This is a genomic window from Paenibacillus sp. HB172176 (genome assembly GCF_011947265.1).
Taxonomy (GTDB): Bacteria; Bacillota; Bacilli; order Paenibacillales; family Paenibacillaceae; genus Pristimantibacillus.
The window spans coordinates 138,090-154,992 of the sequence record NZ_JAATHD010000008.1; the positions used below are offsets into that span (position 1 = coordinate 138,090).

Here is a 16,903-nt window from a genome sequence, read left to right on the forward strand (position 1 = left end):
CGCATCTTATTGCCCCTGCGCCTTCGGGTCATAAGCGTGAAGCGGATTTCCTTTCATAATGTCCTCAACCTCTTCAAATCCTTCCGGGAAGGCAAAATTATAACGAGCAGGCAGCGCGAATACATAGTCGGAATTTCGACCAAGCTCGCTTGGAATAATGGGCGCCGCTCCTATATAAAGCTTATCATCCTTCACCATGTCCCACTGCTCACGCGTAAGAATCATAATCGGAATATCCTGTCTCGGCACATCCTTCGTCCATTCCGGATGCCTGATGGAGAGAAGAGGACCTGTTCCTGTGTCTATCGTTTCGAAATCGTCATTGACAATATTGCCTTCCCATTTATCCTCCACGATCGTGTAGCCCTTCCAGCTGTCGGGAAGCGAGAATTGGAAGCCGTATTGCGAATTATCGTAAGAAACCTCCTGCGAATCGGTCATATATGCAATATGATCCTCGGCAACCTTAAGCGGAATAATCAATTGATGCTCCGCACTACCATCCTTGGCGCTTGTTGTGTACAGAATCAAGGTCATATTCTCCTGCGAGGCTTTGTCAAAGCTCACCTGAAAGCTGAACGCGCCCCAAGCCGGCGCCCCGCCATCCGCCGTTTCATGGCCTTCAGCCAATATCGTATGTCCGTCCTCAAGCGACCAATTGAACGCCGCCTCGAACACTTTGGCTTCGCCCTCTACCGTAAAGCTTGCATTCATAACCGTATCCGGTTTTGGCGCGAATACGCGAAAAGCTTCATTCTCGGCTAAAGTATCTTGCGTGATTTCGCCGGTAGCGGCATCTATCGCAACGCTGACAGGATTGTCCAGATAGCCGTTCGCGACGAGCTCAACACGCCAGCGCTGATTCGCTTCGTCCAGCTTCGCCTCCTTCACCGACCATACATCGTCGATTTCCGTCTGAGCCTCGAGCGCCGTGCGTACGGCCTGCGTACGGCCAATCAACTCCGAAGAGCCGCTTTGATCGTCCAGAAGGATAAGCTTTGCGGCATCGGCCTGCGCAGGATAGGATTCTCGAACCGGCCCCGTCGTCCACACCTCTACCTGGGAGCCGACCGGGAATCGCTCCTCTGTCAGCGAGGCCCCGCTTGCGTCCAGCCACTGCGTTTCGTCTGTAGTCGCAAGGGAATACGCATCAATCGACGCTACTTCGTCCTGCTCTTGATAGGACGTAATCAGCAAGCTGCCGTCATTCCGTTCCACAACCACGCCTCTGTCCAAAGCTTTCGCAATTGATTGTTCGGAGGCATCTCCATTCGATGCCGATGGGCCGCTTCCGTTTGATTCTGCATCCAGCTTGTTGCCGCACGCGGCCAGCATTGCCGTCATTACGATCATTATTGTGATTTGCATCAGTTTGCTTTTTTTCATATTCGGAATAACCCCTCTCTGCTCGTGATGATAGGAAGCCAATGGTCCCAGCTATATTCTTTCTTACCCTTATTGCATTAAACGTAATCGGAGATGCATTTGTTTCATGGAAGTCATGTCCTGATTTGCGTACAGATGCGGGACATGCCGAAGGCTGCTTCCACGGCATATGAACATCGCCTTGGAAACAGCCCATTTGTTAAAGATCGCTCGGAAGCTTTTTTTCGGTTTTTTCGGTTCATTTTAACTCACTTTAACCATGGGACATGCTTCAGAATATTTCGCTTCCACTTGCTTCGAGGGCCATCAGATAAGGAACCGGCTTCGGCTTCGCATTCTTCTGATCCAGCGCGTAGAGCATTATAAGCAAGGTAGGAGCGCTTGCATCGCGTTCGCCGCTTGCCAGCAATCGCTCCAGATTGAACGGGAGCTTCTCGATAACCGCATGCTTATGCAGCTCGCGTTCGCTCAGCTTCAGCTCCGCGAACGCCGGGGACACCTTCTCCGGAGCATCCGCCAGAAGTCGCATCCATCCCGTCCATTCCTGCTTGTCCATCCCGAATTCCCACCACGTCTTGCGAGGCTTATAGTGATGTCCCAGGAAATAATCATACTTCATTAGACCCAGAACATAGTCGAGCTCGAGCTTTGGATGCTTCGACGCATCGAGCGATTCAAGGAACGCCCATAGCCGCGCATACAAATCCTCCAATTGATGCCCGATCTTCTGCCAGCCTTGATTCTCCCAGAAATCGCCGAACAACTGGAAGAAGTCGAAAGGCGACGGGAAGACATGATCAACCAGGAAGAGCAGCGTATGATCCATGCGATGCGCGTTCCAATATTTCTCGAGCACATCCTCTACCCGCTTGATCCGGACAATATCGGAGAAAGGCATAAGATCATTGCCGAGCATCTCGTATGGAGCATGATCCATATAGATATAGCCCCATTTCTCCGCGTCGATTCGCAAGCCCGTGCCGCGCAGCATCTTGAGAAATCCAAGCTGAAGCTCCTCCGGTCGCAGCTCGAACACATCATTGAACGTGCCTCGGAACGTATCGTAATTCTCAAGCGGAAGTCCGGCGATAAGATCGAGATGCTGATCGATCTTGCCCGAGTCCTTCACCTTCGTCACCGTCCGCACAAGCTTGTTCCAATTCTGCCTGCGCTGAACGGCGAGATTCGTCGGATCATTGGTCGACTGCACGCCGATTTCGAAACGGAAGACGCCCTTCGGCGCATGCTCCGCAAGATAATCGAGCACCTCGGGACGCATAATATCGGCCGTAATCTCGAATTGGAAGACACATCCCTGATGATTTTCGATCAGGAATTGGAAAATTTCGAGCGCATAGTCGCGCTTAATATTAAAGGTGCGGTCGACGAACTTAATCAGCTTCGCTCCGTTCTCGATGAGATACAGAATATCCGATTTCGTTCGCTCCATGTCGAAATATCGAACACCCACCTCGATGCTGGACAGACAAAACTGGCAACTGAACGGGCAGCCTCTGCTCGTCTCGAAATAGACGACCCGGCTGCCAAGCTGCGGGATATCCTCCTCGAACCGGTGCGGCGAAGGGAGCTCGTTCAGATTAAGCTTCGGACGCGGCGGATTCATGATAACTTCCACCGCTTCCTCGCGCCGCTTGCGATAGGCCAGACCGAATACCAGATGGAACTTGCGGTCGCCTTCCAGCTCCGTCAACAAATGATGGAAGGTCTCCTCACCTTCCCCCATCACGATAAAATCGACATCTTGAAGGCGATTCATCCAATAGTCGGTATCATAGCTGACCTCGGGACCGCCAAGCACGATTTTGAGCTCCGGCTTTATTTTGCGAAGCATGTTAATAACGACAATCGTCTCTTCAATGTTCCAAATATAGCAAGAAAAGCCGATCACATCCGGATTTCTCGAGAAGAGATCCGACACGATATTCATCGCGGGATCCTTGATCGTATATTCAGCAATATCGATATCGAATTGCTGCCCGCTGTAAGCCTTCAGACAACGAAGCGCGAGCGAGGTATGAATGAACTTTGCGTTTAACGTGGACAGAACAACCTTCATAAATGCATTACCCTCTCTTGGTCATACCCATTCTTCTCGCAAACTGGCTGCAAGCTGCTTCCATTGTATCGAACTTCCGCGAAAAAAAGAAGAGCGGCGTCTCTCCTCATGCGAGAGCGCCGCTTCAAAAGAAAGGCTATAGCTTAAAACCTGGATGTAATATACATATCATCCCCAATTTGCATATCGATAACTTTGTAATTCACGCGCCACTTGCCGTTGCCCGAGGAAGTCACCTCTCCGCTCGCAAAGCCGCGCGCCATGAAGCTGTATTCCTTATTGAAGGAAATCGCAAGATCAATCCGCTCGTTCGGAAGCATGCGATGCAGCTCATAGCCTAAGTTAATCGACCAGTTGCGAATCTCGTTCTCGGAGTCGAACCCGTAATACAAGTAAAATACCGGATCGATAACAGCCGTCACGTTAAGCCAGCCTTCGGAGTCTCGAGCCGCCTTCCAATCGGTGAAGGCTGCCATTCCGTCAGAGGTTTGCACCGAGCCGAATTGATCCTTCAACAGCTCTTCAAGCTTCGACAGAGGCGCTCCGACCAATGTATCCGGCAAACTAGGCGGCAAGAACGCGGCCTTCGCGATTTGCAGCTTCGTCACGCTGTCCAGCAGTTCGTCGGCCTGATACGCCGACACCGCGAAGTTGATGGAGGCATTCGTCTTCTCCACGCCGGAGGTTGTAATGCCGATAAATTCGCCGTATTCGTTGAACAAAGCTCCGCCCGAGCTGCCGTGGCCGATCGGCGCGTTGAACTGCACATAGCTGACGCCGGCTTCATATAACAGATTGCCGATAATGCCGGTCGAAATCGTATTCTGGAAGCCGTCCGGGCTGCCAATCGCATAGATACGCGCGCCTTTGGCCGCATAATAATCCGATGTCAGCTCAACTGGCGTCAAACCGGTTGATTTCTCGGTGCGAATAATGGCCAGATCCGCGTCTTCATCGCTGGCAACAACGCCGACAATCTTCAGCTCATCCCCATCGGTCGTGTAGGCGGTTGCCGAGGTGGCGTCCGCCATCACGTGATAATTCGTCAAGATGAGATTATCACCGACTACTGTACCGCTGCCCTGAGCCGCGTTCGTCATAATCATGACGACACTGGCGTCGTACGCATCCGCAATTTCTTCCGGTTCGTACCAATAATAATAGGAGTCATCCTCTTCCCCGGTTGCTCCGTCCACATCCTGGTACCCATCCCAGATGCTTATCGCAATCGCGTTCGCGTCGGCGTCCCATTCCACCTTGGCGCCAAGCTCTTCCGCGACAAAGCGAATCCCCACATACGGAATTCCGTTTTTCAGCATCGGAGCCTCGTCCAGCTCCAATTCCTCATTGTTCACGAATGCTTCCTTGCTCCCGATTTCCATCGTGATGGTCGTTACGCTGTCCCTGATAATGATTTTCCCGGTATCCTTATCGTACACAGACGCCGTCCCGAGCGCATCCAACAAGTCTTGCATTGGCGCGAAGCCCACATCATTCACTTTGATAATAGGGGCGGATAAAACAATCTTCTCTCCGTCTACCAGAATTTGAATATCAGCCGCCGTCTTCGTCGTCGCTGCAGTCGTCACAGCCGCCGCGTACGCAGCCTCCCCTCCCGCCGCTCCAAGAGGAGCGAGCAGCAAGCCTGCTGCAAGAGCAGGGTAGAGCAATAGTTTTGACCAAGTTGAACCCATCGTATAATTACCCCTATTCTACTAAATTATGCCTATCATTCTCACCTAGCTATCCTATCATTTTCATTCCGGTTTTGTCTATCATTTAACACGGAGTTGCTGCGGAGAACTGTTTTTCGTTAATTGCTGACTACGGTATAATGCTTGAAGCTTTTCACCGTATAGCCAACCAGTTCCTCCTGCTTCGGAAGCGGGTCGCCTCTCCCGAATATATACGCCGCATGTTGCTCCGGATGAAGCGTCAAATCGCCGAAGGAATATCTGCCGAACGACTCCACTTGCTGAAACGCGGCTCCAGGATTGCTGTAGACCACCTGGGATAGAAACAGTCCGGGGTCCGTTCTCTCGTAAAACAAAACATAGATATAGGGCATATTCACGCTCGTGGTGATATGAACGTCACCTTGGGTCGATCCCGAAGCGTATTTCACCGCATCCCCGAACGATTCATAGAACAGCGGACTCATTTGCTTCCTGTAATCCGTGTAATAATGCCAGGAGAAGAGGCTGAAAAAAACAATAAAGGCAGGCAGGACGAGAAGCATCGAACGTTCAATATTCCGGGAAATCCACAGGATGCCCGACGCAGCCAGAAAAATAATTGGATAGAAAATAATATTAATGCGATTGATGTTGACAGCGGTCACCGCAGCTACGAGAATGGCCGCAAGCAGCCATAGAACAAGAATCATCCAAGGGAAGCTCTTGTTCTTGAACGCCGTATGAATGGCCGCTAAGAGGCCGATTGCGATAAACGGCAAGGCTATGGAATACAAATAGCCATAATCCCCCAGCACATTCCAGGGAAGGCCGTCATTCTGTGTATACATAAGCTTCAGAAAAGCCTGGAGATGCTCCAAACTGTTTTGAACCGCTTCTCCAGAGAAGACGGAAGACACCTGCTCCGTTCTCGGAACGGTCAGCTTTGGAATCGTGAACAGCCAGGTCGAGACGGAAGCCCCTCCCCCCTTGTTCAGCAGAACAAATAATAGAATAGGAGACGCCAGCACGAATAGAATACCAACGTGAACGAGCAGCGTCAGGGGCCTCATCCTTTTCGTAGCAAGCATATAGACCGCTGTCGCCGCGGCAAATACCGGCACGAAGAAATAGGCCGTTCCGTATGCGTACAACGACAGAGCCAGCATAAGGGTGAAGCCGTAGAGCCACTGCGACCTCTCCATTCCTTTCAAGAGGCAATAGAACGCGCCGAGAACGAGCGTCGGGAACAGATTCGATTCGAGCGCCCATCTCGACATCATGATATGCCATGGGCAGACGACAATGAGGAAAAGCGCCATGAGCGCTCCCTTTTCATTCTGGAACAGCTTTGCCGCGATGCGATAGAACAGCCATAAGGAAACGATTCCCGCCGCCATGCTTACTGCTCGAACCGTCCATTCATTCAAGCCGAACAGCAAAATGAACGGCATCGAGAAATAAGCGTAAAGCGCGTTCTGACCGCTCCCCCACGCGATAAGATGGACGGGGAGATGCATGCCGTTCCTGTCTATGCCGTAATGCAGAATGGCGTAGGCGTCATATCCGATCGAGGCTTCGTCCTGATTCAAGCCGGGCGGGATTTCGCCCGCGGCGGCAACGCGCATGACGATGCCGATCAATAGCAATAGAGCGGCTAAGGGATGATGCGTTAGCCAGCTCCGGAGTGTATGCAGCATGAATTGAATCCTCTCTATGCATGATTCCGCCGACACAGAGAGAGCCTCTCCTGCATGGGAACCATGCTTCAGAGAGGCTCTTGCTGTCAGGACAGGCGGTGCGTGATGACTGTCGTTTATTCTGCCGGAGGCGAGAAGGAGCGTCCGGCAAACTCCGTATCAAGCATATAGAACGCATTGCTGTCCTTGTCGATGCGCTTCAGTTTGTTGATTATGCTGTCGAACAACGCTTCTTCCTCAACCTGCTCGTCGATGAACCATTTCAAGAAATTGATTGTGGCATGCTCGCGATCATTCATCGCCAGATCGGACAGCGCATAGAAGCGCTCCGTATTGGCCATCTCATGCTTATAGCCTTCTTCGAAGGCATGCAACACGGAATCATAGTCGTTATTCGGCTCCGGAAGAGCTTCCAACGTGGCGCGGATGCCGCGGTCGTTCAGGAATTTATATATTTTCATCGCGTGAAACCGTTCTTCCTCTGCTTGCACGATAAAGAAATTGGCGAATCCGTCCAAGCTGTCGCCTGAGCAGTATGCTGCCATGGCAAGATACACATGCGCGGAGTAGAACTCAAAGTTCATTTGTTCGTTAAGGGCTTTAGCCAATGCTTCTTTCATGATTGTGCACCTCACTTTTCTTATTTGTAATTATTCTAACACAATAATAACAATCGGCAAATAGACGATTTTGAACAAAAAAGGTATAATGATATCAAGTTGACGAAGAACGTCCAGCTCATTCGAGAAATGCGCTGGACGTTTTTGCGTTTCTAACGCGTATTTATCCCGCTCGGAGAGAATAATTTTTGAGATTAAGGGATTTGGACCGCATGTCAAGGATATGGACAGAAAGAAGTATTGCAACGAATTAAATCGAGAAACCTTCTTAACCGCAACGGGTTACAAAGTTATTTCCTTCGCCTATGATGATGTCGCTCATCGGCCAGACTTGTGCAAAACCTTTCTCCGCATGTTATTGCATCAATACGACAAATCTGAACTTATTCCTATGAATGAAGTATTGCAAAAGGAAATTATTCGTTTGGCCGCTTCTCTGGCTCGCCCCCTGCGTCCTGTCGATGTAAAAAAATTGCTGGCTGTCAATCACCGCACAATTGTAAAAACACTTCAAATTCTCTGTGACAAAGGAATTTTCAAACCTGAATATGGCAGGTCCGGCAAATACATTGTTCGTTATAGCCTCCTTCAGCTTCCCCTTCAACAATTGACTTAGTCGCTTTGCATTGGGAATGGCGCTTGTAACATCCGATAAAGATATCTCACTCAGCAAGTACTACCCGCGTTTGATTTTAGCGCTAGCCGCGCTTGTTTTTTGGAAAGGTGCTGGCCTTACTGCTTACGGGGTGTAGCAGTAATTTAGTAGCGTCGCTGCTAGCTCCCCCTCTCCTCCATTACCTTCCCCCTCCTCTACTCCATTACCTTCCCCCTCCTCTACTCCATTTCCTCTTTCCTTACTTTCTCCGCCTTTACTTCCGCTCTCTTACATACGCCTCCTTTACTTCCTCCTCTCTCACTTCTTCCCCCCTTACTTCCTCTTCCCTCCCTGTTGCCGTCAGCCCTCTCCTAATGCAAATGTTGTAAATATACAACAAAAAACGACTGATTTCTTGATAAAACGCTGAATTGTTGCATTTATGCAACAAAAATTAATAAAAATTCAGCGAAACGCTTGCGTTAATCGTCAGAATTAGATACACCGCCCATAAACAAAGAGGCGGCAAGTTGCCGCCTCTTCCTATTGTTATTCTCTTCATGTCGTTGTCCACTTCATTCCAGGGACATATCTCCAATTAACCAATCATCTTCTTCAACCGTTTGTATAAGAGATCAGGGGAGGATGCGCTAATAGGCTCTGATTTGATGACGACGAAGCATTCCAGCTTACAGGTTTTGCAATTGCCGAGACAATCGCTCTTCTTCTGCTTAATATCCGGATATCGGTCCTTCATTTCCTTGTAAACCGGCTTCAAGCCATTCTTAAAGTTTCGCTTGCAATACTTGATCTTCTTCAATCATGCCACCCCGCGCTCGCTCGGATTGAAAATCACTCTCAAGGATATGATAATGATTGTCATTACCGTTGTCAAGCAAAACGCAAAGAGAATTACTCTTCGGTTGCCGCCTCCGCCGATGCTTGCTGGGACAGCAGCTCAATGCCCTTCTTCAGCTGCGTGTCCTCCTTAGCCAGCTTCTCGCGAAGCATCTCCACAAGCCGATAACCCGTCTTGTCGTCGAACAAGCCGGTTGCATTCAGCTTCTGATCACTCTGGAACTGCTTCAACGCAGATTCCGTCTGCTTGTCGAACACGCCTTCCTGCGTAGAATATGATGAGTAGCCCAGCACGCTCAGCATCGTTTGCAACGTCTTCACATCATCTCCATAACTGCCCAGCTTTATCTCCGAACCTACGGCCAGCGGAAGCAAATTGGCATAGGATGGAAGATCGACATCATAATCCGGCGATACGCCGACATGATGAATCCATGTCCCATTCGGCGTCTTCCACTGCGCTTCCGTCAAACTGAGTACAGAACCGTCGGAGAATTGACTGAAGGACTGCACAATGCCTTTGCCGAAGGTTTTCTTCCCAACGACCGTCGCTCCCGCCGACTCCTTCAGCGCAGCGGTCATGACCTCGCTTGCGCTTGCCGAATGCTCGTTAACGAGTACGACGATCGGCAGCTTCCAATCCTCTTTTTGATCGGATTTGAAGGTGACGGTCTTCCGTTCATTTTTGTAGACAACATCTAGAATTTTCTTATCCTTCGGAACGAGCATGCTTGCGATTTCAATCGTGGAAGAGAGCAAGCCGCCCGGATTGGAGCGCAGGTCGAGAAGCAATCCCTTAAGCTCGCCTTCTTCCTTCAGCTTTGCGAGCTCGGTCTTGAATTCTTCTCCGGTCTTCTCGGCGAACCGGCTAATCGTAATATGCGCGATTCCTCCGCTGAGCAGCTCGGAGGTAACGGTGTGCACCGGTATTGCAGCTCGCTTCAGCTTGACCACGATCGGCTCCGTTCTTCCCGCTCTTTGCAAGGTCAGAGTCAGTGAAGTGCCCTCGGCCCCCCGAACAAGCTCCAGCAAATCCTGCAGCGATTTTCCTTTCAATTCCTTGCCGTCTACTGCGATAATGACATCATTGGCAAGAACGCCGCCTTTTTCGGCCGGCGTATCCTTGATGACCGATTGAATAACAAATCGTTCATCTTCTTGGCGAAGCTCCGCACCAATGCCGAAGAATTGATCCTTGTAAGACTGTGTATATGCTTCTCCCTTCTCGCCGATCAAATATTGCGAATACGGATCCTCCAGGGAAGCCACCATGCCTTGCGCAGCTCCGTTAATTAGCGTATCCGCCGTCGCTCCGTCCAAATAATCATTCATAATTCGATTATAGGAGGCGTTCAATTGCTTGAACTCGGGCTCCTTCATAATCGGATAGCGATAATGCATCGCTAACAGGCCCAGCAAGTAGCCGGCAACAAGAAGTAGAACAACGCCGATGGCATAGGGCAGCTTTGACTTTTTTTGTGAAATGGTATAGTGGGAATTATCCATAGATTGCTCTCCTTGTATGTAGGCATGATTTTCGCTACAATCAACTTTATTGCATATTGAGATGACGAGGGGGCCCACCGCTAGTATGTATAAGCTGATTGCGATTGATGTTGACGACACATTGCTGACCGACGACCTGATTGTGACGGAAGGCACCCGCAAATCCATGGAAGCCGCGATTGCCGCAGGCGCGACCGTAACTCTGGCCACAGGCCGCATGTTTGCCTCCGCGCAAAAAATTGCCAGACAAATCAATCTTAATGTACCTATTATTACGTATCAAGGAGCGCTAGTCAAAACACTGCTCGACGGTCAGGTGCTCTACGAGCGCAGCGTGCCAAGCGATGCCGCAAGCGAATTACTCGCTTTTTGCTCCGAGCGGGACCTGCATTTGCAGCTATACGCAGATGATCAATTGTACGGCATGGAGGACAACGAAAAGATTCAAGCGTATTCGCAATTATCCAATATTCCTTATCTCATCGAGCCCGATTTCAGCAAACTGATCCACAAACCGCTTAACAAAATGCTCATTATCGACGACCCGCAGCGTCTCGATGAATTGGCGCTCGAGCTTATTCCGCTTATCGGGGATCGCGTGCATATTACGAAATCGAAAGCTCACTACCTTGAGTTTATGCACAAGGAAGGTACAAAAGGACATGCTTTGACGTTTATGGCCGAGCATCTCGGCTGTACGATGGAAGAGACGATCGCAATGGGCGACGCCTGGAATGACCGCGAGATGATTCAAGCCGCCGGTCTTGGCGTTGCGATGGATAATGCAATCGACGCTCTGAAGGAGATCGCGGATTATGTCACATTGTCCAATAATGATGAGGGAGTCAAGCATGTAATCGACAAATTCGTGCTTAATAAGATCGAGGCTTAAGCCAGGGCGTGTTTGCAACCCCATTCGGAGTTAGCAAACACATCCCTAGGCGCAAAAAGCAGTCCCTCCGGCTCTGGATGGATGATCGGGAGAATCAGCCAACGCTTGCCAAGGGACTGCTGTCGGTCTATTCGCGCAGCTTCCTTGTATTTTCAGGAAACGGCTTTGTTTAATCGTTTGCACTCGCTATTGCTGCATTCTTTGTAGGTGCCGGTAAAGTCCAGACGATGATCAAGCACCTTGAAGCCATACTCCTTCTCCAGACGTTCTTCAAGCTCCGTCAACCAATCTTCCTTGATTTCCTCAAGCGCTCCGCACCGCTGGCAAATCAGATGATGATGCATATGCTCATGATCCTCGCCGCGAAGATCGTAGCGAGCCACGCCGTCGCCGAAATTCATCTTGGCTACAATCTGCAGCTCCGCCAGAAGCTCTAGCGTACGATATACCGTAGCCAGGCCGATTTCGGGGAATTTCACCTTCACCAGCATAAAAACATCCTCAGCACTCAGATGATCCTTCTCGTTTTCGAGCAGCACCCGAACAATGATCTCCCGCTGAGAAGTAAGCTTGGAGCCATTCTCCATGAGGCTTCTTTTGATTTTCTCGATTTCTGCCGAAATATTCAACGCTATCGAACCCCCTTGATGTGCATTAGGTTTCCGTATGTTCCCCATTAATTTAGAATTATTCTAATCTAATGGTATTCCATTTTCCATCAGAAATCAATACCTAATTGGACAAGTCGGGGGCTCGGCGGGAATAGGGCTATTACCTCATTGCCGATACAGGATTGACAAGGGGCTCGAAGCCGTCGATTCGGCATTCTGCCGTGTCCCCTTCTCGAATGACGACAGCGCCAGGCGTGCCTGTAAGGATAATATCGCCCGGCAGCAGCGTCATAAAGGATGAATGGAACGCTACCGCGTACATCGGACGAAATTTCATATGGAACAACCTGTTTCGATGCTCCTGCCTGCCATTGAGCGCTGTACATACGTTGATTTGCAGATGATCTTCATATTCATCGACCGTATTCAATTGCGAGCCAAGACTAAGGAAGGTATCATAGCTTTTCGCCCGGGTGAGAAACCGCTGATTTCTGGCATGAATATCCGCTGCCGTCATATCAAGCGAAGCGGCAAACCCCGCCACATAGCGATGGGCGTCCGCCTCGGATACGCCGCGACAAGCTTGGCCGATCACAATCGCAAGCTCGGCCTCGGCAGTAATGACGCCCGCATCGCCTGGAATTCGGATGGAATCCCCGGGGCCGATAAGCGTCGTCGACGGCTTCATGAAGCCAACAGGCTCCTCGTCCGCTTCTTTAAGCGCTAGCTCCGCTTCATCTCGCACATAATTCATGCCGATTCCCCATATTTTCCCCGGATTGCGCAGCAAGGGCGCCTGTACCGCATCCATGAGGGCAATGACCTTCATCCCCGCGAGCTCGTTCACTCCGCCGCCGGTGTACCAAGCCTTCAACTCCTGAAAGGAGCCGCCTTTCAGCAGTTCCTGCACATTCGTTGCCCAGCTTGTCCCAATGGCAGCATTAATCGTCTCCAGTGGTACATACCCCCGGGCTGTCAAGATTGCCGCCTCTTCCCGATCGCCTGTTTTAATTGTCGCCACTTTCATTCGCGATTCCTCCTGTTAGGCTCTAAAGGCCTTTTACTCTATGTCATGTCATATTATATAACACAAAGAAAGGAGATGCTTTCATTTTATTAAAAAAACAAATCAAATAACGAAAATTACTAACAAAATGTAACGTGAAAGGTTATTTTTATTTCATTTTCACTAGGGCGTGTCTGGAAAGCCGCTCGGGGACATCATTCACCGCCTTTCCGCCCCCTGCTTTGTCACTTTTGCTTGATGTACTCCCGGTACGCCTTCACAAAAGTTCCTTGCATGGAACTGAATTCGGAAAAATCTGTTACCCTCGGAGTATTCAGACACGCCCTAGTTCAAACAAAACAACCGCCTGACGGCGTTCTTGGCAAACAGTAACCTGCTCTAACAGACTTTTGGAAGGCTGCCGATTCATTGTGGATCCGTGAGCATGTGGCCATTTGACCAAGGCGTGTAGCGTAACGGTCACAAATGACCGTAAGAAGCCGTAATCACACCTAACGGGTATTTTAACGGTCGCGGATGACCGTAAGAAGAGGAATTGAGGGGTTTCAACCCTAATTTCTGACGCTAACGGTCAAATGCGACCCTTACATTCCAAAAATCGTTGATATCGTCGCGTAACGGTCGCGGATGTCCTTTAAAACCAGCTAGAGGGCCTCGAAAATGTCCGTTACCGGCGCAAGCGTTCATTCCTTCCAAACAAAATTTTATAAATTCTATAATAGTGAGAAAAACGGCTTGAAATCTATCCCAAGATTTCAAGCCGTCCTCTTATTCGCCTTCGATATAATAATTGAGCTCGCCTTCTGTTATCACCGCTTGGCCCTGCGTCAAATCGGTCATCCAGGCAATGAAGGTCTCCGCTTCGTCCGCGGCAGGCAGGCAGCGAACGGAGACGAGCTCGGTGAAGTCTGTTCCGCCGATTCTCGTTCCCCGATTATGCAGCTCATTCTCAAGCTTGCCATACCATGTATAATCGACGGCTACAAGCACCTCTCGATGAAGAACCAACATAATTTCTTCGGCAGCTTCGATCCCCGCGACCGCACCGTCCGTATAAGCCCGGACCAAGCCGCCGGCTCCAAGCATAATGCCGCCGAAATAACGCGTAACGACCACAACAATGTTTTTCAGCCCTTTGTTCTTGATCACTTCCAGGATCGGCTTGCCGGCTGTTCCGCTTGGTTCGCCGTCATCGGAAGCCTTCTGATATTGATCACGCTCGCCAACTACATAGGCTGAACAATTATGCGAGGCGGTTCGATGCATTCGCTTGATCTCTTCAATGAAAGCGACCGCTTCCGCTTCCGTCTCTACGGGCTTCGCATAGCCGATGAACCGGGAACGCTTAATCACGATTTCCTTGCTCGCTTCCCCTCTGACCGTAGCGTATCGACTCAGCATGACGCAAAATTTCCTTTCGCCGAAAACTTACAATCGAGCTTCAAGCTCGGCCTTCTCCTTCTCGAAGCCCGGCTTGCCAAGCAACGCGAACATATTTTTCTTGTACGCCTCCACGCCCGGCTGATCGAATGGATTCACGCCAAGCAAATAGCCGCTGATGCCGCATGCTTTCTCGAAGAAGTAGACGAGATAGCCAAAGGTGTAAGGCGTCATATCCGCGATATTGACGATCAAGTTCGGAACTTGTCCATCCGTGTGCGCCAGCAATGTACCTTCGAAGGCCTTCTTGTTCACGAAATCCATCGTTTTGCCCGTGAGGAAATTCAATCCGTCCAAATCGTTCTCGTCATGCTCGATCGTAATATGCTCCGCGGCTTCCTTCACTTGAATAACCGTTTCAAAAATATTCCGGTTGCCCTCTTGAATGAACTGTCCCATGGAATGCAGATCTGTCGAGAAGTCGACAGAGGAAGGGTAGATGCCTTTGTAATCCTTGCCTTCGCTTTCGCCGAACAGCTGCTTCCACCATTCAGAGACAAAATGCAGGGAGGGCTCGTAATTGACGAGAATTTCCGTTGCCTTGCCTTTGCGATACAACGCATTGCGCGCAGCCGCGTATTGGTAAGCCTCGTTCTCCGCGAGACTTGGATTCGCATAAGTCTTGGAAGCATCCGACGCGCCGTTCATCATCGCATCGATGTCGATGCCCGCCGCTGCGATCGGCAGCAAGCCTACAGCCGTCAATACGGAATAACGGCCGCCTACATCATCCGGAATGATGAAGGATTCGTAGCCTTCCTCTGTTGCGAGCTTCTTGAGCGCGCCCTTCTCTTTGTCCGTCGTCGCATAGATGCGCTTGCGCGCTTCCTCTTTGCCATATTTCTTCTCCAGCTCGGAGCGGAAGACGCGGAAAGCGATTGCCGGCTCTGTTGTCGTGCCCGATTTGGAGATGACGTTAATGGACCAATCCCTGCCTTCAAGAAGCTGCAGAAGATGCGTCACATAGGTCGAGGATATATTATTTCCCGCGAACAGCACCTGAGGCGTCTTGCGCTGTTCTTTCGTTTGAATGTTATAGAAGGAATGCGACAACATCTCAATCGCGGCGCGCGCTCCCAGATAGGAACCGCCGATTCCGATGACAATCAGAACCTCGGAGTCCGATTTGATTTTGTCGGCTGCTTGCTTGATTCTCGCGAATTCTTCTTTATCGTAATTCGTCGGGAGGTCAATCCAGCCCAGATAGTCGGAGCCAGCCCCCGTTCCGTTATGTAATTGATCATGCGCCACCTTCACTTGCTCGGACAGATTATCGATTTCATGCTGACCGATGAAGGTCAATGCCTTGCTATAATCAAAATGTACCGTTTTACTCATGCTTTGTATTACCTCCCAATTGATTTAATATCACCAACAGAAACGAATTCATCGTCCTAAGAATAGCCGATTTAGCTCTTTAACACAACCGTTTGAGCGCCGGAGAAGTCATCAAGATATTTGATCAAACGCATAACCAATCCTTAATAATACGGAGAGATCATCAAATAAACGATAACGCCGGTGAGACTGACATAGAGCCAGATCGGCATTGTCCATCTGGCAATGCGGCGATGCTTCTCCACCTGCATCTTGAGGCCGCGAATAGCCGACAGAAGCGCCAGCGGCACGATAACAATCGCAAGCAGAATATGCGTAATCAGCACGAAGAAGTACATATATTTCAGCGCGCCGTCGCCGCCGTAAGAGGTAGATTCCGTCAAGTAATGATAAGTGACATAGCAGACCAGGAACAGCGTTGTGGTCAGGAAAGCCATGCCGATAAATGCGCGATGCATGCGAATGTTCTTCCGTCTGATGGCTGTCAAAGCCGTTAACAGGAAGAGAAAGGTGAAGCTGTTGAAGATTGCATTCAGCATGGGGAGCAGCTTAACGTCAAAGCCCACTTCGCCGTCATAGGCGGGCAAGAAGAACAGTACGGTCACCAGCCCGACAATAACGACTGTCAAGACCGCGACGAGCGGCGTATAATTTCTTTCTTTCATCAAGGATTACCTCCATCTCATTGCCATTCGAATTGGACTAGCTATCCCTACTGTAGCCGATTTGCGCATACGAAAACAACAGGATAGCGGCTTCATATGTCACAATCTCTCGACGATTTGCCCGACCGCGCGAAAAAGGGCTGGGACGCCATGCGCCTCAGCCCTCTTCTTGCCTTGCGAATTATTCGTATTCGTACGAACAGCAATAATCCGTTACTTCAGCCACTTGAAGCTTGAACTTCGTGTTCGCCGGCACTTTGAATTCGCCTTCACCTTGAATATGCAGCCATTCGGTTTCACCGGGAAGCAGCACCTTCAAGTCTCCTGCCAATATCTCCATAATTTCGAGGCAATCCGTTCCGAATTCATAATCGCCCGGAAGCATGATGCCCAGCGTCTTCTTCGTTCCGTCCGGGAACAGCACAACACGGCTTGTTACTTTGCCGTCGAAATACACATTAGCCTTCTTAACCACTGATACTTGATCAAATTGCGACATGAGCGGTTCTATCTCC

The 16,903-nt window shown here is 50.1% G+C and carries 15 protein-coding genes; 2 read left to right on the top strand and 13 right to left on the bottom strand.

The genetic code is table 11. From position 1 onward, the window contains the following. Positions 1–6: 6 nt before the first annotated feature. The 5 genes from HFP08_RS13085 to HFP08_RS13105 form a co-directional block, all read right to left on the bottom strand. Positions 7–1,386 carry a Gmad2 immunoglobulin-like domain-containing protein gene (locus HFP08_RS13085; RefSeq protein ID WP_168121040.1) on the bottom strand — a complete coding sequence of 460 codons (1,380 nt, stop codon included), beginning with the start codon at positions 1,384–1,386 and terminating at the stop codon, positions 7–9. 271 nt (positions 1,387–1,657) lie between these two features. After that, positions 1,658–3,463: a B12-binding domain-containing radical SAM protein gene (locus tag HFP08_RS13090; RefSeq protein ID WP_168121041.1), complete on the bottom strand. Its 1,806-nt coding sequence runs from the start codon at positions 3,461–3,463 to the stop codon at positions 1,658–1,660. Between the two features lie 143 nt (positions 3,464–3,606). Next, entirely contained in the window at positions 3,607–5,157 is a 1,551-nt protein-coding gene (locus HFP08_RS13095) for a trypsin-like peptidase domain-containing protein (RefSeq protein ID WP_168121042.1), read from the bottom strand. A gap of 119 nt (positions 5,158–5,276) precedes the next feature. Next, entirely contained in the window at positions 5,277–6,836 is a 1,560-nt protein-coding gene (locus HFP08_RS13100) for an ArnT family glycosyltransferase (protein ID WP_168121043.1), read from the bottom strand. A 116-nt stretch (positions 6,837–6,952) separates the two neighbouring features. Beyond that, a complete protein-coding gene (locus HFP08_RS13105; protein ID WP_168121044.1) occupies positions 6,953–7,456 on the bottom strand; it encodes a ferritin in 504 nt (167 codons plus the stop codon). A 223-nt stretch (positions 7,457–7,679) separates the two neighbouring features. Between HFP08_RS13105 and HFP08_RS13110 the strand changes: the two genes are divergently transcribed. Beyond that, the gene (locus HFP08_RS13110; protein ID WP_168121045.1) at positions 7,680–8,072 is read left to right on the top strand and encodes a hypothetical protein; all 393 of its coding nucleotides are present in this window, start codon (positions 7,680–7,682) and stop codon (positions 8,070–8,072) included. A gap of 577 nt (positions 8,073–8,649) precedes the next feature. Here the strand turns inward: HFP08_RS13110 and HFP08_RS13115 are convergent. Both HFP08_RS13115 and HFP08_RS13120 read right to left on the bottom strand, forming a co-directional pair. Continuing rightward, complete coding sequence (locus HFP08_RS13115) at positions 8,650–8,871, bottom strand: DUF1450 domain-containing protein (protein WP_206109240.1); 222 nt, start codon at positions 8,869–8,871, stop codon at positions 8,650–8,652. Positions 8,872–8,963: 92 nt separating this feature from the next. Beyond that, positions 8,964–10,415 (bottom strand): S41 family peptidase, encoded by a 1,452-nt coding sequence (locus HFP08_RS13120; RefSeq protein WP_168121046.1) that lies wholly within the window; start codon positions 10,413–10,415, stop codon positions 8,964–8,966. Positions 10,416–10,500: 85 nt separating this feature from the next. Between HFP08_RS13120 and HFP08_RS13125 the strand changes: the two genes are divergently transcribed. Continuing rightward, positions 10,501–11,307, top strand: a complete 807-nt coding sequence (locus HFP08_RS13125) for a Cof-type HAD-IIB family hydrolase (protein ID WP_168121047.1) — start codon at positions 10,501–10,503, stop codon at positions 11,305–11,307. A gap of 152 nt (positions 11,308–11,459) precedes the next feature. Here the strand turns inward: HFP08_RS13125 and fur are convergent, their stop codons facing one another. From fur to ppnP, 6 genes are all read right to left on the bottom strand, one after another. Further along, positions 11,460–11,930, bottom strand: a complete 471-nt coding sequence (fur, locus tag HFP08_RS13130) for a ferric iron uptake transcriptional regulator (protein ID WP_168121145.1) — start codon at positions 11,928–11,930, stop codon at positions 11,460–11,462. Positions 11,931–12,078: 148 nt separating this feature from the next. Then, entirely contained in the window at positions 12,079–12,945 is an 867-nt protein-coding gene (locus HFP08_RS13135; protein ID WP_168121048.1) for a fumarylacetoacetate hydrolase family protein, read from the bottom strand. A 768-nt stretch (positions 12,946–13,713) separates the two neighbouring features. Beyond that, the gene (locus HFP08_RS13140; protein ID WP_168121049.1) at positions 13,714–14,346 is read right to left on the bottom strand and encodes a YigZ family protein; all 633 of its coding nucleotides are present in this window, start codon (positions 14,344–14,346) and stop codon (positions 13,714–13,716) included. A gap of 27 nt (positions 14,347–14,373) precedes the next feature. After that, entirely contained in the window at positions 14,374–15,723 is a 1,350-nt protein-coding gene (locus HFP08_RS13145; protein ID WP_168121050.1) for a glucose-6-phosphate isomerase, read from the bottom strand. 143 nt (positions 15,724–15,866) lie between these two features. Beyond that, a complete protein-coding gene (locus tag HFP08_RS13150; RefSeq protein ID WP_168121051.1) occupies positions 15,867–16,388 on the bottom strand; it encodes a DUF420 domain-containing protein in 522 nt (173 codons plus the stop codon). A gap of 181 nt (positions 16,389–16,569) precedes the next feature. After that, on the bottom strand, positions 16,570–16,887 hold the full coding sequence (ppnP, locus tag HFP08_RS13155; RefSeq protein WP_168121052.1) for a pyrimidine/purine nucleoside phosphorylase: 318 nt from the start codon (positions 16,885–16,887) through the stop codon (positions 16,570–16,572). Positions 16,888–16,903 lie beyond the last annotated feature (16 nt).